The following is a 26,588-nucleotide window of genomic DNA, read 5'->3' as shown; positions in this document are numbered from 1 at the left end:
ATCCTAAAACGATCCTTTAAGCAATGGTAACTATCTATAGTTTACACTATATTTCGACAAAATAAGAAGCCCCGACTCGCCATTTGATCATCTGGCGAATCAGGACCCTTATTTCAATCCTTTATTTCGTTAAATCACTCACTTATGGTTCAATTCCCCATTGGAGACTTCCCGCGATATAACCGGTGACTTTGGACCAGTCCGTATAGGAAGTCTGACTACCTGCAAAAGAATAATCATCCGTTTGCGTATAGTTGGTCCAATTGTTCTTGGAAATGCGCGTATGGATTTCCGTGCTTTGTCCCGCATTCAGTGTTCCAGCCGAAGCTGTGAATCCAATCTCAAGCACGTGATCAGCACCTGTCCGTACCGGATTGAGTGCACTGAACGTGCCTGTCACATTAGAACTACCGGCAGTCGCCCAGTCAGCGAAGAAGTTCTGAGGCTGTTCACCGTTTATCGTGTAATAGTATCTGATTTTCACATCAGACAGATTCAAGGCTGTAGTACCCGTATTTGTCAGTTTGAATTTGGGGCTAATCGAGCTGCCCGTCGCTGAAGTGTTGCTGTTAAACATCTCAATGCGTATGGTTCCAACAGGTGCAGCTGTCGTGTCTTTAATGAGCAGATTCAAGGTCGCAGGAGCGCCTGCGCTGAATTGAAAGGTTAGCGTCGCTGCGCCATTTGGCAGTGAAGCCAGGTAGTTTTTACTTAATACGACCTCATTGCCTGTCAACGTGTAATCTGTACCTGAAACCAGCGTTGCATTCCCGTTGCGAATGGAAGCGAGTGTATTGCCGTTAAGTGTTAACGTGACTGGAATATTAACCTGATTGCCTGCTTTGCGATCAAATTCGGCTGTAACCGGTGAAATCGCAGAGTTGGTCACTGGTGTACCTCCGCCATTGTTACCTCCAACACGGTCAGCATACAAAATTCCGCGGCCATTTGTTCCGAGATATACTCTTCCATACAAACGCGGATCACCCGTAATCGTGGTTACACGAGCATACTGATGCTGATCATCATTGATACGAACCCAATTGACACCACCGTCATCGGAGCGGAAGAATCCACGTGTTCCATCGATCTGTGCAACCGTGTATAACGCAACAACGTTCTGCCCAGGGGCCGCTTTACCAAATCCGATACTGTCTGCTTCCTCTACATTGGCAAGCTTCGTGAATGTCGCTCCTGAATCCGTGGAATGCCATAATCCATAAGGACCTTCTTCCTCACTACCCCCAGCAAACCAGAGTTCGCCTTCAACACCTGGAACGGCATCCAGATCGGCATTTCCTTCGATCGGAAGTCCGGTCGCAGACGATGCCGTGAAAGTAGCACCACCGTTCACACTCACATAGATTTTACCCGCTGCAAATCCATAAAATTTGTTTGGATTAACACGATCCGAAATCACTTTTGCCTGTGCAGGTATGCCCGTACTTGCCGTCCATGAATTGCCGCCAGTCGAATAATGTACGCCTTTATCTGATGTGCTCCATACGAGTCGGTTACCATTCGCAGAGATGGCTACGGTCCCTCCTCCGGTTGTGCCGGCAGGTTCTGCATTGGCCTTATACCACGTAGTACCTCCGTCACTGGACAAACCAATGGATTTTGCATTTGGATCAGCAGCATAATCTGCTTTACCTACGCGAACCATCGTATTTGGACTTAACTCTGCAAAATCCAGACTTTCTGTGGAAGGATAGTTCGGGCTCGTAAATATGGTAGCTGGAGCCTGGTCCAGATTGTTATGACGGAATCCGGAGACATCTCCCAATCCGCTTATCAAATGTGCACCACTTGGCGGGCTGATCAGATCCAGTACGGCAATCTCCTCAACTCCCTTCGCCATCACTGAAATATTGATTTTTTCATCATCATCCCAGTCTGTCAGGTTCTTCGTTCCATAGATCGTAGCACCCGTTCCATACATCATGCGATCCGAATCAAACGGATCAATCTCCAGATCACCGATCATCCAGCCCAGTTTTGGGGTTGTTTCGGGTGGGGCAGGATTGGTGCCAAATGTGAGCCATGGCGCTGCCGAAATATCCTGTGTATAACGTAACTTCCGGTTCGGATATCCTTCAAATTCCCATATGCGTGTCCACGTCGCTCCGCCATCTGTACTGCGGAACAAGGTGGCATCCGGCCACCAGGAATTTAATGTCGCAACCATCAATGTACCGGGATTCTGTGCATCAACAGCCAATCCGCCATATCCAAAATAATTATCCGTGCTGCTGCTTGGAACAGGGCTGATATTGGTCCAGACACCTGTCGATGTATTCAGTTTCCACACGTCACCTTTTGCCCCATCATAGGGTCCAACACCATCGCTGTACGTAATATAGAGACTTCCGTCTGAATCAAACACACCATGATGCGGAATATAACCTGTAGGTTGACCAGCAACAGCTGACCAGGTCAGGCCGCCATTTGTGCTTCGATACACGCTTTGAGCTTTATCCGCAACACCCACATAGATTGTCTGGGTTGCTTGCCCTGCCGAACCTGTTGTTTTGTCAAACGTAATCCATGCCAGACCTACGATGTCACTCGTATATTCATTCGAAGGGTCTTGCACATAATTTCCCGGATTCGGGAAGCTAATGACTTCGTTCCAGGTCACACCATAATCGGTACTTTTCCATAACCCATGACCACTTCGTGCACCGAAATACAGAATACTGTTATCATTCGGGTCAACGGTCAGGCGTTCTCCCATTGAACGTCCCGGCATGTTGCCGCCCACTTTGAACGGAAGTGTTGTGGTCTGCCATGTATCTCCCCGGTCCGTAGAGCGCAAGATGGAGCCATTATTTTGGTCCCACGAATTCGTATACGTCCCAACTGCCATATACACCCGATCAGGATCAACCGGGTCCGTAGCCAGTGCGTCCACACCATTCTTGTTCCAGTCATCCCAGCCGACAAAATCCGTTAAGGGTATCCACCTCTCGTCAGCCGCATTCCAGCGATAGGCTCCCCCGATATCTGTACGGGCATAGATCAGATCCTTTTCCGACTCGTTGAAAATAATGCCCGGTACAAACCCGCCTCCTGCACCCGTCACCACATTTTTCCACTCATAAGCTTCACTTGGTGCCGCCGCTGTTGTTCCAGCAAGTCCTCCCAGCGAGGCGGTTACTACAGCAACCGTCAGGCTCATCATTCGCAATTTCCCCATAAACGTTCTCATATCAACTTATCCTCCTCTTCTACTTCGTTACTGCATTTCGGTCTATCCCCGCTGTCTCATCGTGCTGATGATGGCGTGCCAGACGAATCAATGCATCCCTTGATACAAGAAGCCTCACCCCCTTCCAGTCATATTGTTAAGCGCTTACATAATTGTTCTTGATTCGCGGTTATCTGGATAATACTTTAAATAAATAACATTCGCTGGTAATATCCAAACCCCTCTGTCGAAATTCCGATTTTTGTAAAATATTTTCAGTGTTTAAACTGGTTTATACAACAAAAAAAGATGCTGTTAGAACAGCACCTTTTGACATTTTATATAAGAGTAATAAATGGAATCGTTTCTTTCCTGCCAAACCAGGCAGAGGTTCACTAAGGTTCACTACATGATTGGCACCTGTTTATTGCTGGCTACCATAAGCGTGAGTTTCCTGCCCCTTAACTCCCGGTCTGATGACAAAAAGTGAGCCCGCATCCGGTGTCTGTTTCAGACGTTCTTCCTTAATCCCTATACGTGCTGTTGTAATGTATAACTCTTCGAGATCAGGTCCACCAAAACAGCAGGATGTTACCTGATCTGCCGGCACCTCGATCTGTTGCAACAGCTCTGATGTATGTGGGTTCCAGCGAGTGACTCTTCCTCCGCCCCAGTGCGCAACCCACAGCATGCCCTCACCATCAACCGTCATCCCATCCGGAAAACCGAATTCCTCCGGTATGTGAATGACACTTGTCCGATTTTGTATCGTACCTGCCGTCAGATCAAAATCAAACCGGTCAATAGAACGTGTCGGGGTATCAATGTAATACATGGTCTGCCGATCCGGACTCCAGCCTAGGCCGTTGGATGTAGACACACCTTGTACTATTGTGCGAACGGGTTTCCCTTGCTCCAAACAATACAACGATCCGGCTTTGCTCTCATTATTCATGCTCATCGTGCCTGCCCAGAAGCGGCCCTTCGCATCACATTTTCCATCATTAAAACGATTGGTATCCTTATCTTGTTCAGGGTCCTCAATGGCTTGCAGCTCACCCGTAAGCAAGTGATACGTATGGAATCCACTGCGTAAAGCAACCACAACTTCGTCACCACGATAGGGAACAACAGCCCCGACATGTTCACCGACATCATAAGCCTGATCCTGCCCTGTAGCCGGATCATACACATGCACCTTGAAGCTTTCAATATCTACCCACAATAATCGATTGTTCCCCGCATCCCAGCTTGGGCCTTCCCCCAGCAATGCCGGGGTTTGTACTGCTAGAGTTACGTCGCTCATGCCATCACGTCCTTATTCAGATTTGACGCCGCCTGACCATTCGAATCCGATGGCATCCAAGAATGCTTTGGACAGTACCATATGGCCCGTTGCATCCGGATGTACCCGGTCATAAGTCAGCACAGACGTATAGAAATGATCCCAAAATGGAGCAAATGCAGCCTGTGTATCCACATACACCGCATCATACTCACCCGCTACCCTGCGTACCGCTTCTCCGTAGATATCCATCGTTGCCCGCATCGGGTCTTCCGGATTGGCCTCAAGATAATAAGGCGTCATCAGTACCAGACCTTTCAGGTTGGGACGAACCGAAGCCACCAGTTCACGCAATGTGGATTCGTATTCTTCAAGAAACACATGTGAGTCTGTTGACAATGGGTTGTCGAACTGACGCCATACATCATTAATGCCGATCATGATCGTCAGCCAGTCCGGTTTAAGGTCCAGCACATCACGATCCCAACGCTGTTTCAGATCACGAATTGTATTTCCACCATTACCCACATTCTGGACTCGCAACATCAATTCCGGATAGATGGACCGCAAGAGCGCATAGACTTGCGCTACGTAACCATGGCCCAGACCTGAACTGCCTTCACCTACAGGATGTTCCCGACCACAATCTGTAATCGAATCCCCGATAAACAGAAGCTTGTCATTTTTTTGCAATTTCATCGTCATTTTCTCCTTCGCTCCAAGGCGCTAATATAGGAATAATTGATTAATCAGGACCGTTAAGTTGTTATCCAATCAGTGATTACCAGCCTTGATTCTTGAGCCATGTGAGACACAGATCTGACCATACCCGAACCGCGTGGTTGTCCTCAGCCAATCCAAGTCCATGTGACCCTTTCTCAAAAACGTGCAAGTCATAGGGGATGCCATGCGCACCCAATGCAAGTGCGTAACGCAAGCTATTCTCTACAGGCACTGCCTGGTCATCGCTGGTATGCCAGATGAACGCTTCAGGAGCATCCGCTCTTACCTGCTGCTCCGCACTGAAAGCCTTGATCTGCTCGGCAGAGGCGTCCGACCCAAGCAAATTCTCACGGGAACCGGCATGTCCATAGGACTCCATCGTAATGACCGGATAACAGAGAATAACTCGGTCCGGGCGTGAACTCTGGCGTTCGATGAGGTCCTCATGATCCGGTTGTCCCTCGTCATACAGCGTTCCCAGTGTTGCTGTGAGATGTCCACCTGCGGAGAAACCAAGTACTGCAATCTTGGCAGGGTTGATGCCATACTGCTCAGCATGAGCACGAACATAACGTATGGCACGCTGACCATCTGTTATAGGTGCAGGATGCTGGTGAGGCGCCACCCGATAATTCAGGACAAATGCACTTATACCTGCACGGTTCAACAATTCGGCTATTGGAGCACCTTCATGATCAGCCAAAAATCCATAGCCGCCCCCTGGACATACAATGACAGCGCTCTCGGAACCGGGCTGAATAAATGGAATCAAATGTGGCATCTCGTCTTCATGACCCTGGGCTGCATAAGGTGCAGCATGATCCCATAAGGGTATAGTTGTTGTCATCTTCAATCATCCTCTCCAAGTAGAACGGAACCATGGGTCCGTTTAAACGTTTTCGAATCTCAGGAATCGATACCATCATAACGGTAATGACCCTAACGCATCAATACCTTCCTGGCATCACTTTTTGATCATTTGGGTACATGTTAGTACAAATTACGGAACTGTTCAGGAGTCACCCCCTCAATCCTGCGAAAAGTTGCTACAAAATGGCTTGCATCGCGAAACCCTACCCTAACTGCAGTTTCCCTAATCGTGGGTCTATAGTCTGCGGTCATGATTTCCTTGGCTTTGCGAATGCGCAGCAAAATGAAATAACTGTAGGCTGTCATGCCAAAGGACTGCTTGAACAAGGTGTTCAGATGTCTGGATGAGATCCCCGTGACGTCAGCCATATGTTCGAGACCAATCTCAGGATTCGCATAATGCTGTTCCATGAATGCAATGAGCGGAGCGAGTCTCTCCACGGCATGAGAGATCGAAGACCGATTGCCGGTCATGCCATGTTTTTTGAGCAAAATCAAAAATCGGTATATATCCGCTGACGCCTCGAGTCCCGACAAATCCTGATCACTTCTGATCGAATCCAGCACTTCCTGGCCGTAATCATTGAACGGACTGCTCTGCTCCCACTGATGCAACGCTGCTTCACCCAGACTAAGTGACTCCAAGATTGCCGGACACTGGGAACCGCCAAATGTAATGTAGAATGTCTCCCACTCTCCTTGGGCTCGCACATATTCATGCGGTTCATTTGGCGGCAGCAAAATACCTGATGCTTCCCCCAGTACGACCGTGGACCCGGAAAACTTGAATTCTCCGGCTCCCTTCACGGTCTGAAGCCAATGGTAACAGGGATACCCGACAGGTCTGGACACCTTCTCCTGATTGCCGTTATAACCTAGGCTCTCAATATAAAGGGGTAACGGCTGATCACGTGATGTCATGAAATATCGTTGATGTCGGGGGGAGATAAACATGGGATGCCTCCTTGGGTACAAGCTGAAATACACTTCCGTATTCTTATATGAGTCATTACTTTTATTATATTTTAAAAGTCATATGTATCATATAGTATAGGATTATTCTTATACAAGAGGTGAACACATTGATTAGTAACAAACTGCCCAAAATGTTCTACGGGGGCGATTATAACCCGGAACAGTGGGATCACGAAACCCACCTTGAAGACCTGCGCATGTTCCAATTGGCAGGCATTGATATTGCCACAATCAACGTATTTTCATGGGCACTGATTCAGCCTGATGAAGTTACTTACCGTTTTGAAGAACTCGACCAACTGATTAATCGTTTACATGAAAACGGTGTCTATATATGCCTTGCAACAAGCACTGCTGCCCATCCGGCCTGGATGGCAAAGAAATATCCAGACGTGCTTCGTGTTGATGCCGATGGACGCAAACGCAAATTCGGTGGGCGCCATAATTCCTGTCCCAACAGCCCGACCTATCGCAAATACGCTGAGAAGATTGCGGATAAACTGGCCGAACGATACAAGGATCACCCCGCGGTTCTCGTATGGCACATCTCCAACGAATATGGCGGTGAGTGCTACTGTGACAACTGTGAGAAAGCGTTCCGCGTGTATCTGAAAGAACGCTATCAGACTCTGGAACAGGTCAACAAAGCATGGAATACGAATTTCTGGGGGCATACCTTCTACGATTGGGACGAAATTGTATTACCAAGCAACCTGAGCGAACATTGGGGTAACAATAATTCAACGTTCCAGGGAATCTCGCTGGACTACTCTCGCTTCAACTCCGACAGCATGCTGGATTGTTATCTGTTGGAATACGATGCGATCAAAAAACATATTCCGGACTCCGTCGTTACTACCAATCTGATGGGATTCTTCAAACAATTGGACTATTTCAAATGGGCAAAATATTTGGATATTGTCTCCTGGGACAGCTATCCTGGTCTCTCCACTCCTGTCAGCTTCACGGCAATGGCTCATGACCTTATGCGCGGATTGAAGGATGGTCAACCGTTCATGCTAATGGAGCAAACACCAAGTCAGCAGAACTGGCAACCGTATAACTCACTGAAACGTCCAGGTGTCATGCGTCTGTGGAGTTATCAATCTGTTGCGCACGGAGCCGATACCATTATGTTCTTCCAGCTTCGTCGCTCCATCGGTGCCTGTGAGAAGTATCATGGTGCAGTTATTGAGCATGCTGGGCATGAGAATACACGTGTATTCCGCGAAGTCGCTGAGCTGGGCAAGGAATTGCAGATCCTTGGAGATACCACGCTGGATGCATCTGTTGAATCCAAAGTAGCGATTGTGTTCGACTGGGATAACTGGTGGGCCATCGAAAAATCAAGCGGACCTACGGTTGCCCTGAACTATGTGGATCAGATCCATAAATACTACGCAGCCTTCTTCCGCCGCAACATACAAGTAGATATCATCAGTGTGGATACGGATATGAGCAAATACGACATTGTCCTTGCCCCTGTTCTTTACATGGTTAAACCAGGGTTTGCCGCCAAACTGGAGAAGTATGTTGAAGCAGGTGGAACATTCCTTACGACCTTCTTCAGCGGCATTGTCAACGAGAACGATCTCGTGACCACAGGTGGATATCCGGGAGAACTTCGTAAACTGCTCGGAATCTGGGTGGAAGAGATTGATGCCCTGCTTCCTGAGCAAAAGAACCGCATTGTCCTCAAAGAAACCTACGGTGATCTTCAAGGAGAGTATGGCTGCGGCATGCTGTGTGACCTGCTGCACAGTGAAGGAGCCGAAGTCATCGCGGAGTATGGAGACGACTTTTATAAAGGCATGCCTGTTGTGACACGTAATACCTTTGGCCAAGGTGAAGCCTGGTACGTTGCATCCGACCCGGATGAGCACTTCCTGGATGGTTTGCTGGGACAGCTTGCAGCAGCCAAGAACGTAGAATCCTTGCTTGAGACACCAGAAGGTGTTGAAGTAAGCGCACGAACCAAAGACGGCAAACCCTACCTGTTTGTCATGAACCATAACGCAACCACACAATCCTATGATCTGGGAACAACTAAGGCACATGATCTGCTCACCAATCGTGAGCTTTCGGGAAGTGTTGAGATTGAAGCCCGTGGAGTGCAATTGCTCGAAATGAAATAAGCGATTTCGCTTAATTGAAATCATTCGGAATAATATAATGTGATAGAAATTCCCGCGATACAAAGTGTCACATATTCATTCCTTTTATACTTGTTATTGTCTTCAGCGAGGATATTGGTATAGATTTCAGACCTTTATCGTCTTCTGTAAGCCAAAAGCTGCTACTTCCCGTATCCGTCTACACCGGATACGGGTTTTTGGCATGATCTGTGGTCTTTTTGATAGAAGGAAATATCAGTATGCAAAGCGAATTGGACGAGAAACACATTTTAACAAAGCCTGCCGGAACATACTTGTGAATCCTGATGCTGATCCATTATAAAATAATGAACAGTTGAAAAATTGGTGACACTCATGATGTCACTTATTCGTTGTTACAATAGAAATATAACTACGACATCACTTTCCGGCGGCGCAGATCGAAACGGAGTGGCTGACATGAACAGAACAAATCGGCTTGCTGCCATTGTAATGGCATTACAGCATGGTCACGAAACGGCACACTCATTAGGTGAGAAATTTGAGGTTTCCCGTCGCACGATTCTTCGGGATATTCAATCCCTCTCCGAGATGAATGTGCCCATTATTGCCATTTCCGGTCCGGGAGGCGGTTTCAGTCTTATGGAGGGTTACGTATTACCCCCATTACAGCTGGACCCGGTAGAAGCAGCGACGCTCTTATTCGCTCTTGAAGGTCTAAGTCGCTACGCCGACACACCCTTTCATGAGAAACGCTGGACCCTGATGAACAAAGTTAAGGCTATCATTCCGGATGATATTATGTCGCGAATTGATCCCATGCTCAAACAACTGCATCATCATATTCCAGACCGCAATTACATTCTTCCTCATCTGGACGCACTGCTGGCATGTATACCCGAACACGGGTGGCTTAGTGTGCTGTATCGCTCCGCATCACGTCAGCGTTGGTTGCATATCTGTCCCACACGGGTATATGCTTCCTCTGGCTTCTGGTACTGTGAAGCATATTCCCTCGAACATGTTGAACAACGTCTGTTCCGGGTTGACCGAATTATCGAAGTCAAAGCGATCGAACCACAGGATGCACAGATGCTTAATGAACAGGCAGAGCAACAGCAGAGTAAGCCGACCCCTCCAGAACAGCCGCCAACCCTGGTTAAGGTACAACTGAGTTATCGGGGAATGATTGAAGCTGAACAGGACGAGCATATTGGTGAAAAGATAACTGAAATTGCCCCGGATCTCTGGGAATTATCATTCCTTTGTCCACCAGGGGAATGGGACTGGGCCGTACGATTCTTTTACCGATTAGGACGTGAAGCCGAAGTGATTGAACCTCTCCAACTTCGCAGTGAGATTCGTCAGCATGCCGAGGAAGTGAGCCGGAGATACCTTGCTTCAACCAAGTCGTAGCTTGACTACACACAAAAAGGAGCCTACTGATATCATGACATATGAAGCCGTTATAACGTACGAAGAAGCAGTACAGCGTATCCAGTCTATAGGGCTGCTGCCTCTGGCACCACTATTTGCCGATTATCCTTCTCTGTCATCGCTAACCCCCAAAGAACATTGGCACAAGGATGATGAATTCGATCCTTGGTTATGGCGTTCACGCCTGGCTGAAGAGGGCATTGCTGCATATGGAAAATTTGTCAAAAAGAAAGCGCTTCTTGTCTCATCTGAATATTTCCCTTGGGTACACCGACTGCTTGCCGACTCCAGAACCATCAAGGAACAGTATGATGCGGGTCTGCTCTCCCGTGAAGCGTTCAAACTCCATGCGTTAGTTGCAGAACAAGAAGGCATCGATGGACGTACCTTGCGATCACAAGCCGGTTTCGGGGCAAAAGAGGACAAAAAAACATTTGACCGTGGGCTTCTGGACCTTCAGGGCTGTGCAGCCATTGTGATCAGTGGCACCAAAGAAAAAGAAGGGCTCGCAGAAGGCAAAGTCGCCTGGAACAGCTCCGCATACGAGACTGCTGGTCACTGGATGGAACGTCACGGCATTAAGCCATATGAAGGCAGCATAGAAGAGGCACGTGAACTATTGATTGTGCAACTACAACAACATGCTTCACCTGCCGCATTATCAAGCATCTCCAAAGTGCTTGGCATCCGTGGAATCTAAATAAAGCCAATCCCGGTTGTAGTGCAAATTTCAACCGGAATTGGCTGTGGTTCACCATATAATGTAACCCAGACGATCAACAGCCCCCATCGACAATGGATTTAGAGAATTACGCCATCCTTGAATATGGCAATCTCCCGGAATCCATGCTGCTCACTAAGTGTGTGTGACCGCCCAGAAGCAATGTCAATCAGTTGGCTGAACAGCTGTACCTTCACCTCATCCATCGTCTGCCCCTCCAAAAGCTGGCCTGCGTTGAAGTCAATCCAGTGTTTTTTGCGATTTGCCAGATCGGATTGGGTCGCAATCTTGACTGTAGGTACCGGGCCTCCGAATGGAGTCCCCCGCCCTGTTGTGAAGAGCACAATATGTGCACCCGCCGCAGACAGTGCCGTTACAGATACCAGGTCATTACCCGGTGCTTCTACAATGTTCAGACCGGTTTGAGTTACACGTTTGCCATAACGTATAACGTCGACTACGGAAGAACGTCCTCCCTTTTGCGTACATCCAAGTGACTTTTCCTCTAGCGTTGTGATGCCACCAGCCTTATTCCCAGGTGAAGGATTCTCATAGATGTTCTGGCCATGGTTCACAAAATATTGCTTGAAGCCGTTCACGAGGTCCACCAAATCGTGAAATACCTGCTCATTGGCAGCCCGGTTCATTAAGATCGTCTCCGCACCAAACATCTCCGGAACTTCCGTCAGAATAGCCGTACCCCCGGCAGCAACCAACATATCAGCAACTGCACCGACCAGCGGATTGGCTGTAATGCCGGATAAACCATCGGAACCGCCACACTTCAAACCAATTTTAAGTTTACTGAGCGGAAGCGGCTGCCGTTGTTCATGTTCAGCGATCTCCACAAGTTCTTCCATCAGTCGAAGCCCTTCCTCAAGCTCGTCATCCGTTTCCTGTGCTTTGAGAAACCGTACTTTACCGCGGTATTCCGGAGCAATACACTCACGGAATTCATCGACCTGATTGTTCTCACAGCCCAGACCGATGACGAGCACGCCTCCTGCATTCGGATGCTCCACCAAGGAGGCCAGCAACTGTTGTGTATACTTCAGATCATCACCAAGCTGTGAACACCCGAATGGATGCGGAAAGTGAAATACACCATCTACCCGGCTTCCAAACTGGGACTGACCCATACGTGCCAAAGCTTCACACACTTTATTGATACATCCAACTGTATTCACAATCCAGATCTCATTACGAATACCTGCGTCACCATTGGGGCGCAAATATCCATCGAATGAGCGCAGATGTTCCGGAGGCATGTCCGTCTGAACCTGCGCGCCCGGCTGATACTCATATTCAAGTAATCCGTGCAGACCCGTCTTCAGGTTGTGACTATGAATCCAGCTTCCCTGCTCGATCTGCTCTTGGGCAATCCCGATGGAGAAACCATACTTCATCACATCATCACCCGGTGCCAGGGTATGCACAGCAATCTTATGCCCTTTGGGCACGTCATCCAGCAAGGTAAAAGAAACACCGTCTGGCAGGGTAATGTATTCTCCTTTCGCATAATCCCGAAGCGCTATAATGACATCATCCTGTGGTTGAATGGCAATCCAGTCATTGATTGTACTTGTTGTGTTCATTTCCCTTCACCTTCCAACAATCCGATTTCACGAACAAGTGCTGCACGCAGCCCTTCTCTTGCATCCAGATTTTCGCCCCAGATCAAGGTATCCGACAACACAGCCGCTACCCGGTCATCCAGTTGGTTCTGATTCCTGTTAAGCGTGTCATAACCTTCCCAGTGTGCAGCCAAAGCAGCCAGGACATCCGGGTCATCCCGCAGCAGAATATCTTCCCCATTCAGTCGTTGTGCCTTGTAACCTTCTGGCGTATTTACCGGACGATAGAGACACAATAATCCAGCAAACCCTTGAATTAAACGTTCTGGCCAACTTCCCTGATTTTGCTCGTAAGACAAAAGTGTAGGCAGCACACGCACCTTGAATTTTCCGATCGTATTCAAAGCAATATCTTGCAATTTGTGATCAATATATGGGTTAAGGAACCGTTCGAACACTTCTTCTGCATACTGGTCCAGCTGATGATCGGGCATATCCAGAGCAGGCACGATCTCCTGATGCACAGCTTCCCTGATCCATGAGCCAAAATGTGGATCTTCCATCGTTTCTCTCACATGCTGCTTGCCTTGCAGAATGCCTAGTGATGACATTAAGGTATGCGCCCCATTCAAAATACGAACTTTGCGTACCTGAAAAGGCTTCAGATCTTTCACCCAATGTACATTGAGACCTGCCTGCTTGAGAGGAAGCTTTTTGTCCAATGATTCATCACCCTGAATGGCCCAGAAATGATATGGCTCTGCCGTATTAATCAATTGGTCCTCGTACCCCCAGCGATTCGTCAGGGAATCGGCTTCCTCCTGGGTCGGCGCACCTGTGACAATTCGATCTACCAGATTGTTCAGGAAGTGATTATGGTTCTCGATCCATGAACGGAAGCCTTCCGAATACCCATAATCCTCACTATGACGGAGAACACAACTGCGAAGCACGTCACCATTGCCTTCAAGCAGCTCGCAAGGCAGATGAATCAAACCTCTGGATGGATCACCATCAAATTTCAAATATCGCTGATGCAGGAAAACCGTTAATTTCCCCGGAAATGATTGGACGGGTTCACCCTCGATATAGTCCGTATACGTATATTTCAATCCTGATTCGGTTGTATTGGAAATAACGAACTCAAGTGAAGGCAGTTCCGCCAAGTTCAGAAAGGCATCCCATTCCTCATACGGATTGATACACTGTGAGAAAATGGAGATCAACTCTGTCCGCTCAACTGGCTTCCCTTGAGACAGCCCACGCGTAATCATCGTATATAATCCGTCCTGATCACGAATCTGCTCCAGCTTGGCTTTGCCTCCCGGTCGTGGTTGGGTAACAGCAACACTTCCATGGAATTTGCCTTGTCTGGCACTCTCATGAAGCATCCAGTCTGCAAATCCCCGCAAGAAATTACCTTCTCCAATCTGCAAAACCTTCACGGGACGCTCCATAATCTCCTTGCACTTGCGCTGACCATCGCTCCCCAGTAAATTCAGCTTCAACCTTGGCCGTTTCGTGCTCGCCGACATGGACACTCACCTCATCGATTATTTGTACTGCCGGAATGCAGCCCGAAGGCTCTGCACCCTTTTATTGTAAACGCTTTAAATTCATTGTATCATCAATAAAAGGAAATTAAATTGCTTATATTGCGGTAAATATACTCTCTCATGACCAGGTATAACATCTCGTTGAAGACGATCGTCTGGAAAGGAGTCTTTATGGAACGTTCACCTGTTCGTACGACTATTCAGGCAGAATCCGGTATTCCGTTCCGCCTGGTGTACAGCGACACCAAATCCCCTCAGAACGAATTGCCAGATCACCTTCACGACTGGCATGAAATTATCTATGTATATCGGGGTCAGGGAAGCATCTTTATTGATACGGGACTTGAGAATATGCAAGAAGGAGATCTGTTCATTATACCGGGCAGCACGGTTCATCGAGCCTTGCCGGATGCAGGCAATCCTGTCACATCTTCCGCATTGTTCTTCAGCCCGGGCTTGCTGGCATCGACCGCCGGAGGTGCTGCTTCTTCCTTGCTAAGCCTGTTTGAACGCTGTCGTAAACAACGCGTGTATAAGAGGCATCTGAACACAGAGGAGCAATCACAGGTGGCCGCCCTCATTGATGATATTCAGACCGAATTCCAGCTCGGTCATCATCTAAGCGCACATGCGGCCCTGTTAAGGCTGCAACTGTTGCTCATTTTTCTGGAACGTCTGGAAGCTGCGGGACCTGTGAATCCGGGTAAATCCGCTCCGGGTCCCTCCTGGCTCTCTTCTACGATCTCTCATATTGACGATAACCTTCGGAATGGCCTTTCCCTCCCTGAACTGGCGCAGTACGCCTCTGTATCCCCTGCCCATTTCAGTCGTGCCTTCAAACGATACACGGGAATGACTCTAACGGATTACGCATTAGCGCGGAGGGTCATTATGGCGAAAGAGCATCTGGTGCAAAGTGATGAGACGATGGCAGCCGTTGCCGATGCTTGCGGGTTCGACAGCCTGCCCCACTTTTACCGTCAATTCAAAAAATTAACTGGCACAACGCCCGCAGCATACCGTAGAACCATGAACAGTTCACGTTAAAATAGAACCAGACTGGACGTAGGTTCCTGAGTCTAATCATATATATCCACATATTCTTCCATATGGAAGATGTGGTATGATAATCTGGATTATTACTTGTCGGAAACATTGCATTCCGTTGTCAGAGGAGCTTAGCATTCCATGTTAAACGAATTGAATCGCAGGAATATTGGTATCTTCGCCCATGTGGATGCGGGGAAAACAACCACCACCGAGCATATGTTATTTGAGAGTGGTGTCGTCCGCAGTCCGGGACGTGTAGATGACGGAACAACAGCCACAGACTCCCTGGACATTGAGAAAGAACGTGGCATATCCGTTCAGGCAGCCATGACCTCTCTGATCTGGAAGAACACCATCATTGACCTCATTGATACGCCTGGTCACATTGATTTTAGCTCCGAAGTAGAGCGAACGCTACGGGTAATGGATGGCGCTATTCTCATTCTGTCGGCAGTAGAAGGCATTCAGTCCCAGAGTGAAGCCATCTGGCATGCCCTTCGTTCACTTCGCATCCCAACCATCATTTATATTAATAAAATGGATCGGATTGGTGCGTCTGCCCCAGCGGTAATGGAGCAGATTCGTTCCACCCTGTCCCCTTTCGCATGCGAAATCCAAACGTATCAGTTCCACGAAGATTCATTTCATGGCATCGACTCGCTATGGAACCCGAATCAAGATTCCCTGTCAGATGGCACACCTTCCATTCCAGGTCTGGTCGAGATACTTGCCGAGTTGGACGAAAAGGTCATGGAAGCCTACATCCAGGAGACTCCGTTATCACAAAGGGATCTGAATGAAGCATTCCTGCGGTATGTGCATCAGGGTGAGATGTTCCCTGTGTGTTATGGGGCTTCCGGCAAAGGAATTGGCGTCACGGCATTGCTGGACACGGTCCTTGCATTTCTGCCTCCACCTGCACAACCAGTGGACTCTCCCGTATCGGGTGTTGTATTCAAGATTGAACGTGACCGTACGATGGGCCGCACGGCATACGTCCGTATGTATGGTGGCAGCTTACACAATCGGGATACCATCCATAATTCGACGCGGGAACTTGAAGAGAAAGTGACGCAGATTCGCCGTATGGATGGACGGAAATGGGCGGATACCGGTGCCGTTCACGCGGGGCAGATTGCTGCGCTGTATGGACTGAGTGACACACATGTGGGTGACATTATCGGCAATCCTGAAGGTGTACCTCCTCTGCCACAGATGGCTGTGCCTTTGCTGACCGTACAAGTACATGGCAAGGACCCGGCACGTTACCCCGATCTTGTCGCAGCATTGCAAGAGTTGACGGATGAAGACCCCTTACTCGACCTGCAATGGTTGCCGGAGGAACGAGAACTGCATCTCAAGGTCATGGGAACCATTCAGCTTGAGATTTTATCCAGCCTGTTGCTGAGTCGTTTCGGATTGGATGTCGTGTTTGATCCGCCATCCGTCATCTATAAGGAGACACCACGTACAGCCGGAGAAGGTTACATCGCTTATACGATGCCTAAGCCCTGCTGGGCCATCCTCCGCTTCAAGATTGAACCTTTGCCTCGCGGAAGCGGTCTGATCTATGCCTCAACCGTAAGGACAGAAGATCTGCTGTTACGTTATCAGAATGAAGTTGAACGACGAATTCCGGAAGCCTTGTCTCAAGGTATGCTCGGTTGGGAAGTAACCGATCTGCGCATCACGCTGGTGGAAGGGGAACATCATGTCTGGCATACACATCCGCTGGATTTTGTTGTAGCCACGCTTATGGGAATCATGGATGGATTGTCGAGAACAGGTACCACATTGCTGGAACCCCTTCTTCAGTTCCGGCTGACGGTCCCGGAAGAATACGGCGGTAAGGCCCTTAGCGATCTGGTACATATGCGGGCAACCTTCGAAGCCCCCGTCATTGGTAGCGGACGTTGCATTATTGAAGGAGTTATGCCTCTTGCCACCTCAATGGATTATCCGGTGAAACTGCGTTCCGAGACAAGCGGCCGCGGAGTGCTTACGACTTCGTTTGCCGGATACCAAGATTGTCCTGCGGATGTGAATCATACTCGCAAACGCAGAGGAGTTAACCCGCTGGATCAGTCGAAATATATTTTAAGTGTACGAAACGCGATTACATCATAAATGGAGTTGAACCTGTGCTTATTAAATTTCTTATCTTTGGCCTTTTATGGCGGATTGTAGGTAATCCGTTCATTGCCATCCTCATTTTACTCGTTATACTGTATTTTCTGGATCGTCGTTACGTCGGGGTGTTCCCAAGCTTCACGAAACCTCTCAAGCGTATGCGTAACATCTCCCGGCTTCGGCAACAGCTTGCCATGAGTCCCAATGAAGTTTCTTCCAAGCTGGAACTGGCTCGCCTGTTAATTGAGCGCAAGCGTTACAGTGAGGCACATGCCTTATTGCTTGAACTGGAGCGCCCATACGAACAATCAGCTGAGTACTGGGAGGCATTAGGGACAACTGAGCTTCATCTGGGTAACATCGAAAAAGGCGAACGTCATATTTTGCAAGCCCTCGAGATCAACCCCAGAGTCAAGTACGGACGCCCGTACCTAACCCTTGCTGGAGCCTTCAAAGATACGCATGAGGACAAAGCGCTGGATTATGTGCATCAGTTTCAGGAGATTCATTCCTCTTCCAGTGAAGCTTATTATCTGCTCGGCACGGTTCATCGTTCCCTCGGACGCAATGCTTATGCGAAGCAGGCTTACGAGCAATCGTTGAACGTGTATCGTTCGTTGCCCAAATACAAAAAACGTCAGGAGCGCCGCTGGGCTGTGCGCAGTTGGTTCCGCAAACGTGGCTTGTAATGCGTAATGTCATCCGTTATACGCTGTAATCTTCATATATCACTTTTCTAACCAATAAAAGTGCACTGATCTCTGCCCTCGTATGAGCAGAACCAGTGCACTTTATTCTTAACAACAACATTAATATACCAATATCTCACGCAGTCGTTCTTCATGAAGAGACATCCAGTCAATCCGCTGTTTGAGTTTCACAATCTGATCCACAGCCACTTCCGGCTCATCTGTACCCTCAAACATCCGGCTGATGAAATGCATGACCACATCCAGACTACGCAGCAGAATCAATCGAGGTATGGCTAACAACTCTTCCCGTTCCAGGCTGACATGTTCCCGAAAACCCCTGATCAGTCCCTCTTGTGCCTGCCACATCCATTCTTCACTCTTGTCCATGGTAAGGAGGTCGGACATCGGAACAGCCAGCTCCATTACCCGCAAATCCCATGTCGCAAATTCAAAATCCAAAATGGCACAGATTTCACCATCCTGCTGATCTGCCAATACATTCGAGGCATTCATGTCCCCATGAACCAATTGATGCGGCAGATGTTCCATTCCCCGCAGAGCTTCAAACAGATCTGGCAGCGCATCTCTCAGTTGCTTCAACTCATTCGCACATGCGGCCAATTGCTCCGGCGGCGATGTGCATAACTGTAATAATCGTTCTGGTGAACAGAGCGGATACGCATCCTGAATTTGATAGTACGGTGGGTATACAGGTTCAATTGTTATATCCAACGTAGCCATAACAGAAGACAGGGCCCCCGCCGCTTTACCGAGCCCTATCAATTGATCTGGTGTATGCCAGATGGGATTGACGCCTTCCCTATAATGAAACAGAGTCACAATTTTGGTATGACCTGTCAGGGTATCTTTTACAGGAAGGAACGTACCTCTCTCACCAGATAACCGCCTTACAGGTGAAGGTGTATCAAGCTTAAAGTTCGAACGTTGGAGGGCTTCCAGCACCTCGTGTTCAAAGGTGATTTTCATCGGATCATTATGTGTTTCATATTGTCTCATGACGTAATTAGTCCCGTCTACATGGAGCATGTAAGTAGAATTATTCATCCCACCCTTTCCACGCTCGCCTTTCCAATCCGATGTAAAACCATATAAGGCCAACACTTCGGATATACGCTGCTGTTCTGAAGGATGGAGGGAACCGGAATCGATGTTTTGCACCAAAAATTAACCCCTTTATCTCACAAAATGGAACTGTCTTTTATTTATCTTAAAGGAAGTCCATCGCTTGGTCTAGTTCTGTTCCAAAGTGATCAAGAGAATGGATAATATCCCGTCCGATTAAGCTGCTCCGCAATGACACGATACCCTCTTGCATTAGGATGTACTCTATCCCAGAACAACAGTTCACGTTCACGACCTTCAAACCTGTCATATACCTGAGCACACGCATAGTTGCCTGATCCCGCGCCATTCAGAAACGAATTATATTGGCGCACCCAGTACGCAGCTTCCGTCGCTTGTGGGTACGGGTTGTACAATCCGATGGATCGGACCATATACTCATGGTTACCCTTTAACTGCCGAATGTGCCGCATGATCTGGGATACATTACTGCGAGTTTCTCCGAGCACCTGTGTCATTTTGCTGGCATTTGGAATGCCATTACTTGCTTTAAACGTACGTATCAGATCATTCCCGCCAATGGATATGGTAATGATATCCGCTTCACGGAGCGATTGCCGCACTCGGGGATGCGAAGAGATCATCTGCACCATTTCCCCCGACGTCAGTCCATTCACGCCCATATTTTCCATGGATACAAACGTACGAACATTCATTTCTGCCATTCGCCGATATAAAGGAACAAAGCCGGTGCCCAGCAACGCTCCTGTACCTACCGTTAATGAATCTCCTATAGCCACATATCGATATACCATCCCGTCGCCCCTCTCTGCTGTGATTTCTCTGAACAATAATGAACTGCTCTATATCTTATGATGAGTGGCAAGACAAGGCGCGGGATGGTGTCCTTAGGCATGCACCTTTCTTTTGCATAAAACTATATTTCTTCTCTGTCGAGGTAAAAAAAAGCCCTGCCGCATAACGCGGCAGAGCCTAATCCATTGCAATGCATTACATGCCTATGGTCCGATCCGAATCAACGGAATCTGATTGTTCCTTGTTCGGGAACGGCCACCAGTTGGCCCGGCCAAACATCTTCACCATCACTGGGACGAAGAATGGCAGGAACAGCAGAGAGTACAAGATCAGTCCGCTAAGGACTACAGTGGCAATCTGCATCATCGAGAGAACACCGGATGGATACATCGCAGCAAATGTACCGCTCAGAATGACCGCTGCAGATAGAATAACGGTGCCCATGTTCTTCATCGCGTACAACATCGCATCCTGTACTTTCATACCTTTGTTCTCATTGAAACGGTCCATCAGGAAGATGCTATAATCCACACCAAGTGCAATCAGCATAACAAATCCGAAGAACGGAGTAACCCAGCTGATGCCTGCGAATCCGAGGATATTAACAAAGATCACTTCGGTTAACGCCATCGATGTGAAATAAGCCAGTAATAAGGAAACGATCAGATACAATGGCATAATGACTGAGCGAAGCAGCACGACCAGAATAATGAATGTACCCGCCAGCATCAGCATTACAGTACGTGTATAGTCGTTATTCGAGATCTCCTGCAGATCTGCAAATGTGCTGGTAACTCCGCCTATGGCGATGTCTGCTTTTTCAAGCGCACTGCCTTGTACCGCACGATGTACTGCCGCCTCAATGTCAGGAACACGATCAATGGCTTCTGTTCCGTATGGATTCTCGGCGAAAATAACGTCAATCGTCATCGTTTTACGATCTTTGGACAGATACGTATCAAATACTTGTGTGAAGTCTTTGCTGTTCAGTGCTTCATCAGGAACGTACCAGCCTGCCAGATCGGAATCTGGTGAATTTTGCAATTGCGTCAGGTAGTCCTGCGCTGAATCCAGTCCCCCGGATACCTGTTTAATACCATCGACACTCTGGTTCAGTCCATCTGTCAGTTGTGTCAGCTGACCACTCAGATCCGAGAAGCCTTGCTGAATTTTCTCCTGACCGCCCTGAAGCTGGCCAAGTCCATCCTGAATGGAAGGAATTTCGCTAATCACTTTACCCTGACCATCCTCAGCCTGTTTGAGACCGGATTGCAACTGACCGATTCCCGTTACAATCTGGCCCAGGCCATCGGCAAGCGCCTTTTGTCCGGCTGCTGCGGAGGCAAACCCTTTATTGGCCTGATTAATTCCAGCAGCGGCTTCCCCAAGTTTGGTCTTAATCTGACCCAAACCTTGAGCAAGCTGCGCTGTGCCAGAACCTGTTTCACCAATCGTACCTTTGATACGCTGGTAATCAGCATCTTGCTGCAATTCAGGATAACGCTCTTCAAGTGCTGTGAAGGATTCGGACAGACTGGTTAGAGCTGTTGAAACCCCGTTCAGCTGTTGTTCCAGTTCGCGGGTTCCATCTCCCAGTGCAGCGACCCCTGCTCCCGCCTGACGATAGGCTTCAAGCAACTGATTGTTCGCCTGCGCAAGTTGATTTGCACTCGTTTTGGCTTGCTGAAGTCCGGCTTTCAGATCACCCGCACCTGCGGAACCATCTCGAATACCTTTTTCAATCTGCCCTAGTCCCTCACTGAGTTGCGTGATACCCGATTGCAACTGGGAGGTTCCTTTGGTAAGTTCACCTGCTCCATCAGCAGCTTCTTTTAACTGTGGTTCATTTTTACTTAGCTGACTGCTGGCTTCACTCAGGCCATCACGGATTTTGTCCAGACCCGTCTTGCCTTCACCCAGTCCATCCGATAATGTTCCCACTTGCTGTGTAACTTCAAAATCTTTAATCTCATCACCCGTAGGTCGTGTCATACTACGGACACCAGAGACTCCGGCTACTTTCTCTACTTCCCGGCTAATTTTCTCGGCAACGGCCATATATTTGGCATTATCCATCGCTTCATCGTTCTGGATAACGATCTGACCCGGCAGCGATTCACCCGGACCAAAGCTGTCAGAGATAATGTTAAATGCTTTTACTGAATTATATTTCTCACCAATCTCATCGAGACTATTGAACGACAGTTTGCCATCGTAGGTTGCCAGAAGAGGCACACAGACAGCTGCAACGATGAGCAGCGCAGCCCATGGACGTTTAAGTGAAAAGCGACCAGCTGCACCATAGATCTTGCTCTCGGCATGTTCAAGTGAACCCTTCGACGGCCAGAATAACTTCTTGCCCAACACCGCCATGAAGAATGGCACGATGGTCACCAAGGCAAGCATCATCACAGCAATACCTACAGCTACGGCAACCGCAGAGCGGTACAACATAAACTGGGCAAAGCCGATCGCAATGAATCCAACCAGCACAGCTAGTGCTGAGAAGAGTACCGTTTTACCGGCAGTACGATAGGTGGCAATAATGGCATCCCATGTATTCTCATGATGAGCCAGTTCTTCCTTGAACCGACTGATCAGCAGGATGCAGTAATCCGTACCAATCCCAAACATGACAGCGACCATAAAGATCTGTGTAAATGTGGATATCGGGAAGTCCAGCCCATCCACCAGGAATGCAACAATCTGTTGCGATACAATGTAACTGATCCCCACAGTCAGCAGCGGTACAAAAGGAGCTACAAACGAACGGAAGACCAGGAACAGAATGAGTAAAATAAAGACAACGGTAATATATTCCGATTTCTTAAGCCCCTCTTGTGAACTTTCAATGGTGTCTTCATCAATCAGACCTTTACCGGTTATGTAGTGCTCCACATTGACGGACTTCAATGCTTCATTCAGGTCTTCCCGCATTTCCTTGACCGTACGATCTCCCTGATCAATGGATAGCGACGTTAGAATCGTTTTGCCATCAGCTGAGATCATCTTCTCGGACAGTTCAGGCTGAGAGAAAGGTTCCAGAATGGACAGAATACCGAGCTTCTCCTTGTCGGCCTCCAAGTTTTTAACGGCCTTCTCTGCTTCTTGTTTCCCCGTGGTACCCAGCCCATCGGGATTATAAAATACAAGAGCGATCTGGCTGCCTTGCTGCTCTCCCTTTTGTGCTGCAGCTTCATTCAAAATTGCTGCTGCCTGGGTGGAAGAGTACCCTTCCGGAACCGAAAACTGTCCCTTTTCCCGAATCAGTTCACTCATGTTAGGGGCGGTAAACATCAACACGGCAGCTACAACAACCCATAGCCCCATTAACCACCATCTTGCTTTTAGTATCGTTCTCATTCGTTCTCCCGTCCTCCTTCATGCGATAGCAAAGCTGCAAGCTTCTCAAAAGATTCAATGAAAATTCGGACTTCTTCCGGTTTAAAATGAACCAGATACGGCTCCAGAATCTGCTGTATTTCCTGTTCTGTTTCCCTGTATACCTGTCGTCCGGTATCCGTCAGTGTCAGATATACAACGCGGCGGTCGCGTTCATCCCCGGCCCGATGGACCAGATCACGATCCACCAGCTTGTTGACCAAAGCGGTAATGCTGCTCTTACCTATACACAGAAGCTCTGCAAGATCAGAGGGCGTGCAGAAAGGTTTCTCTTCAATCAGACGAAGTGCGCAGAACTGATCGGTCGTTATGGTCTGCCCCACTTGTTCACGTATCCGCGTATCAAAGCGCTTATTGACCATAAAGGAAGCATCCAAATAGCGATTCACCAAACTTTTTGCATCCGGTGTATTCATTCTTCATTCTCCTTTCCCGAATCTATATAGTTCACTTAACGAACTATTCTTCTGTGAAACTATTCTATAATGAAACAATCTCTTAAAGCAATACTTTTTTCCTGCTTTTCTGATGAAAACGACAAAAAAAACAGGACGTCCGACTCAGCTCATTGCCAAATCCAACATCCTGTACTGATGATAATCCATATATTTCTTAAAGTAATAAAATGCCTCTGTGCTACTCTTCGTCTGTATCTTCCTCTTTTTCAAGCACACAACGGAATCGCTCTACACCTGGATACAGTTCGCCCAGACTATATACCACAAACCCCGTATTCCGATAAAACTCGACGGCTTCCAGCTCGGTCTCAGCAATCAGTCTATCAGGATTGTATGTTGCCAACAGCTGTGAGATCATACCACGTCCATAATTTTTAAAGCGGTTTTCAGGCAAAACCGAGATATGATGAATGGTAACCTCACTTGTTCCTGTCTTCTCATATCCAATCAGACCGATCAATTGTCCCTCATCTTCGTAACCGCCCATTTGCAATTCGTCTTTCTCTACATATTGTTGCAACGCACGGTTCAAGTGATCCGGATCAGGAAAGACCGAGTAGGACAATAGCTCCTGTACTTCCGGCTCCTGTATGCGTGATTTCAGATTAATTAACACCTTGATTCCTCCTATACCTTGCTTGTTTCCGTTATCGTATTGTAGTCGTTAGCCTCTAAAAGTTCAAGTCGTGTGCCGATTCAACTCCGATACCCTTCAGACCACACATTAAGAGTGCCGGGTCCATTGTCAGGTCCCGGCAGAGAGTTTAATGCTTTTGTACAGCAAAACGAAGCAGTTCACAACGGAATTGTGTCGGTTCATCATACTTTTCCTCTTCAATCGTCTGTGTAACATGTTCCTGAAGCAGAATATTCCAGCCTTTGTAGGCATCCTCCAGTATAGCAATCGCCTCGGCTGTGGGCAGGTTCAGCTCAATTAATGGTTCAATCTCCTTGCCTGTATTGATTTCTTTTTCCTCCACATTGGTACTCATCGTAATACAATGAATGCCCCCTGTGCGAGTTCCGGCCTGTAACCGGTCTATCGCTTCCATAAAGGCTTGCTTATTTGAGACATGTTCCAGACAAGAACAAGCAGCGATATAATCAAAATAGTTTGGCTCCACAGCATAATGTTCAACATCTGCTTTCACTGCCTGTACGATATGATCAACATGATATTCTTTCGCATACTTGCGAAGTCCGTCTACTGCCTCATCCAGTAAATCCACACCGATGACTTCACTGTTCGTTTTCGCAAGACGCTGTGCAATCGGTATCGTATGTCTCCCAACTCCACATCCAAGATCAAGAACACGCAGTTCCTCCTTATGAGCAAGAAGACGTTCCAGCATATCCATCACCATAGGCATTGGCCTGGACATCCAAGTGCCAGAGGCGAATAATTCATTATTCTGATAGAAATTGGAATGATAACCTGCCTCTGCTTTTCGCGCAGCCTCAAATTGTTCGTTTCCCATCAAGATACCCCCATCGTTTAGAAAATGATTTGCATCTTCTACTTAATACCCAGATTGTCACAAAAAAATCAATTAAAAGCAGGTGACAGATTTTTCTTCATAAAGGATTCCAGCGCCGCCTCATATCCGGTGCGATCGACTTGAAACGCTGTACCATGACCCGCACGGGGGACGGTCAGCAGTTCCTTTTCGGTTGGGCAAGCTTCATACAACCTGTACACCATTTCCGTTGGTACAAACATATCAGCCTCACCGTGGATGAATAACACGGGAACGTTAACTTTGGCAAGCTGCTTGAGAGCCGAAGCCTCTCTAAAGGAATACCCTGCTTTCCACCGGGAGATCAGACTTGTGACAGGTATAAACGGAAATGCAGGTAGCTTGTATAATTGCTTTAACTGGAACGTCAGTTCTTCTTCCACGGATGTATACGCACAATCAGAGACAATCGCTTTAACCTGAATCGGCAGGGCTTCACCACCTGTCATCAGTACGGTTGCTCCTCCCATGGATATGCCGTGCAATATGATTTCTCCTTGTGTACCCACTTTTTCAAGCACCCAGTTGGTCCACTGGACATAATCCTTCCGATCTAACCAGCCAAAACCGATGATATCACCTTCACTCTGTCCATGACCTCGATCATCTGGCATGAGTACGTTATAACCGTGCTTTTCCGCATAAAACCGGGCAAATCCAGCCATTTCTCTGCCTCTACCCGAATAACCATGTGCCAGAATAACCGTCTGATCTGACCCCTTATTGGAACCGAACCATGTACCATACAGTTTTAATCCATCATGTGATTGAAGAGATATCTCTTCTGTAGGCTGAGCATCCAGCCACTTCAGGTCAGAAGCACTGCTAATGATTTCATTGTCCGGTTCAGGCATCAGATTTGGATTATCTACCAAAAACGTTTTTGGTGTACGGCGAATGGCCGTTTTGAAAAAATAAAGCCCTCCTGCCCACAGAAGAGCAATAAAGATCAGTACCAGTGCTGCAAGTACATAGAATAACATGAACGAGCCCTA

Annotated in this window: 20 protein-coding genes; 6 read left to right on the top strand and 14 right to left on the bottom strand. The window is 47.9% G+C overall.

Annotated features, from left to right (window positions below; translation table 11 throughout):
- Positions 1 to 142: 142 nt before the first annotated feature.
- The 5 genes from BS614_RS14700 to BS614_RS14680 all read right to left on the bottom strand — a co-directional run bounded on the left by BS614_RS14700 (position 143) and on the right by BS614_RS14680 (position 7,022).
- Complete coding sequence (locus BS614_RS14700; RefSeq protein WP_074094533.1) at positions 143 to 3,211, bottom strand: X2-like carbohydrate binding domain-containing protein; 3,069 nt, start codon at positions 3,209 to 3,211, stop codon at positions 143 to 145.
- Between the two features lie 403 nt (positions 3,212 to 3,614).
- Positions 3,615 to 4,496 (bottom strand): SMP-30/gluconolactonase/LRE family protein, encoded by an 882-nt coding sequence (locus tag BS614_RS14695; protein ID WP_074094532.1) that lies wholly within the window; start codon positions 4,494 to 4,496, stop codon positions 3,615 to 3,617.
- 12 nt (positions 4,497 to 4,508) lie between these two features.
- A complete protein-coding gene (locus BS614_RS14690) occupies positions 4,509 to 5,174 on the bottom strand; it encodes an SGNH/GDSL hydrolase family protein (protein WP_074094531.1) in 666 nt (221 codons plus the stop codon).
- Positions 5,175 to 5,256: 82 nt separating this feature from the next.
- Positions 5,257 to 6,045, bottom strand: a complete 789-nt coding sequence (locus BS614_RS14685) for an alpha/beta hydrolase (RefSeq protein ID WP_036609494.1) — start codon at positions 6,043 to 6,045, stop codon at positions 5,257 to 5,259.
- 143 nt (positions 6,046 to 6,188) lie between these two features.
- Complete coding sequence (locus BS614_RS14680; RefSeq protein WP_074094530.1) at positions 6,189 to 7,022, bottom strand: AraC family transcriptional regulator; 834 nt, start codon at positions 7,020 to 7,022, stop codon at positions 6,189 to 6,191.
- Positions 7,023 to 7,150: 128 nt separating this feature from the next.
- Between BS614_RS14680 and BS614_RS14675 the strand changes: the two genes are divergently transcribed.
- The 3 genes from BS614_RS14675 to BS614_RS14665 all read left to right on the top strand — a co-directional run bounded on the left by BS614_RS14675 (position 7,151) and on the right by BS614_RS14665 (position 11,294).
- A complete protein-coding gene (locus BS614_RS14675; protein ID WP_074094529.1) occupies positions 7,151 to 9,178 on the top strand; it encodes a beta-galactosidase in 2,028 nt (675 codons plus the stop codon).
- A gap of 438 nt (positions 9,179 to 9,616) precedes the next feature.
- The gene (locus BS614_RS14670) at positions 9,617 to 10,573 is read left to right on the top strand and encodes a helix-turn-helix transcriptional regulator (RefSeq protein ID WP_074094528.1); all 957 of its coding nucleotides are present in this window, start codon (positions 9,617 to 9,619) and stop codon (positions 10,571 to 10,573) included.
- A gap of 34 nt (positions 10,574 to 10,607) precedes the next feature.
- Complete coding sequence (locus tag BS614_RS14665) at positions 10,608 to 11,294, top strand: AlkZ-related protein (protein WP_074094527.1); 687 nt, start codon at positions 10,608 to 10,610, stop codon at positions 11,292 to 11,294.
- A 101-nt stretch (positions 11,295 to 11,395) separates the two neighbouring features.
- Here the strand turns inward: BS614_RS14665 and BS614_RS14660 are convergent, their stop codons facing one another.
- Entirely contained in the window at positions 11,396 to 12,910 is a 1,515-nt protein-coding gene (locus tag BS614_RS14660) for a UxaA family hydrolase (protein WP_210436978.1), read from the bottom strand.
- On the bottom strand, positions 12,907 to 14,424 hold the full coding sequence (locus BS614_RS14655) for a tagaturonate reductase (RefSeq protein ID WP_074094526.1): 1,518 nt from the start codon (positions 14,422 to 14,424) through the stop codon (positions 12,907 to 12,909). The genes BS614_RS14660 and BS614_RS14655 overlap by 4 nt, the downstream gene beginning before the upstream one ends.
- A gap of 192 nt (positions 14,425 to 14,616) precedes the next feature.
- On the opposite strand from BS614_RS14655, the gene BS614_RS14650 reads away from it, so the two are divergent.
- The 3 genes from BS614_RS14650 (at position 14,617) to BS614_RS14640 (ending at position 18,314) form a co-directional block, all read left to right on the top strand.
- Positions 14,617 to 15,492 (top strand): AraC family transcriptional regulator, encoded by an 876-nt coding sequence (locus tag BS614_RS14650; protein WP_074094525.1) that lies wholly within the window; start codon positions 14,617 to 14,619, stop codon positions 15,490 to 15,492.
- A gap of 141 nt (positions 15,493 to 15,633) precedes the next feature.
- The gene (locus tag BS614_RS14645) at positions 15,634 to 17,622 is read left to right on the top strand and encodes an elongation factor G (protein WP_074094524.1); all 1,989 of its coding nucleotides are present in this window, start codon (positions 15,634 to 15,636) and stop codon (positions 17,620 to 17,622) included.
- 14 nt (positions 17,623 to 17,636) lie between these two features.
- On the top strand, positions 17,637 to 18,314 hold the full coding sequence (locus tag BS614_RS14640; RefSeq protein ID WP_074094523.1) for a tetratricopeptide repeat protein: 678 nt from the start codon (positions 17,637 to 17,639) through the stop codon (positions 18,312 to 18,314).
- A 120-nt stretch (positions 18,315 to 18,434) separates the two neighbouring features.
- Here the strand turns inward: BS614_RS14640 and BS614_RS14635 are convergent, their stop codons facing one another.
- The 7 genes from BS614_RS14635 to BS614_RS14605 all read right to left on the bottom strand — a co-directional run bounded on the left by BS614_RS14635 (position 18,435) and on the right by BS614_RS14605 (position 26,576).
- Positions 18,435 to 19,496 carry a phosphotransferase gene (locus BS614_RS14635; protein WP_157116089.1) on the bottom strand — a complete coding sequence of 354 codons (1,062 nt, stop codon included), beginning with the start codon at positions 19,494 to 19,496 and terminating at the stop codon, positions 18,435 to 18,437.
- 92 nt (positions 19,497 to 19,588) lie between these two features.
- Positions 19,589 to 20,215, bottom strand: coding sequence for an SGNH/GDSL hydrolase family protein (locus tag BS614_RS14630; RefSeq protein ID WP_074094521.1), 627 nt, complete (start codon positions 20,213 to 20,215; stop codon positions 19,589 to 19,591).
- Positions 20,216 to 20,411: 196 nt separating this feature from the next.
- Positions 20,412 to 23,579, bottom strand: coding sequence for an MMPL family transporter (locus tag BS614_RS14625; protein WP_074094520.1), 3,168 nt, complete (start codon positions 23,577 to 23,579; stop codon positions 20,412 to 20,414).
- Positions 23,576 to 24,034 carry a MarR family winged helix-turn-helix transcriptional regulator gene (locus tag BS614_RS14620; RefSeq protein WP_074094519.1) on the bottom strand — a complete coding sequence of 153 codons (459 nt, stop codon included), beginning with the start codon at positions 24,032 to 24,034 and terminating at the stop codon, positions 23,576 to 23,578. Before BS614_RS14620 ends, BS614_RS14625 begins: the two co-directional genes overlap by 4 nt.
- A 220-nt stretch (positions 24,035 to 24,254) precedes the next feature.
- The gene (locus BS614_RS14615) at positions 24,255 to 24,692 is read right to left on the bottom strand and encodes a GNAT family N-acetyltransferase (RefSeq protein ID WP_036609514.1); all 438 of its coding nucleotides are present in this window, start codon (positions 24,690 to 24,692) and stop codon (positions 24,255 to 24,257) included.
- A 148-nt stretch (positions 24,693 to 24,840) separates the two neighbouring features.
- Positions 24,841 to 25,554 carry a class I SAM-dependent methyltransferase gene (locus BS614_RS14610; RefSeq protein ID WP_074094518.1) on the bottom strand — a complete coding sequence of 238 codons (714 nt, stop codon included), beginning with the start codon at positions 25,552 to 25,554 and terminating at the stop codon, positions 24,841 to 24,843.
- Between the two features lie 68 nt (positions 25,555 to 25,622).
- Positions 25,623 to 26,576 carry an alpha/beta hydrolase gene (locus BS614_RS14605; protein WP_074094517.1) on the bottom strand — a complete coding sequence of 318 codons (954 nt, stop codon included), beginning with the start codon at positions 26,574 to 26,576 and terminating at the stop codon, positions 25,623 to 25,625.
- Positions 26,577 to 26,588: the final 12 nt, after the last annotated feature.

This window comes from Paenibacillus xylanexedens (assembly GCF_001908275.1).
Classification (GTDB): domain Bacteria; phylum Bacillota; class Bacilli; order Paenibacillales; family Paenibacillaceae; genus Paenibacillus; species Paenibacillus xylanexedens_A.
Note: the sequence above shows the minus strand (reverse complement) of the source record. Positions and strands in the feature narration are given on the sequence as shown.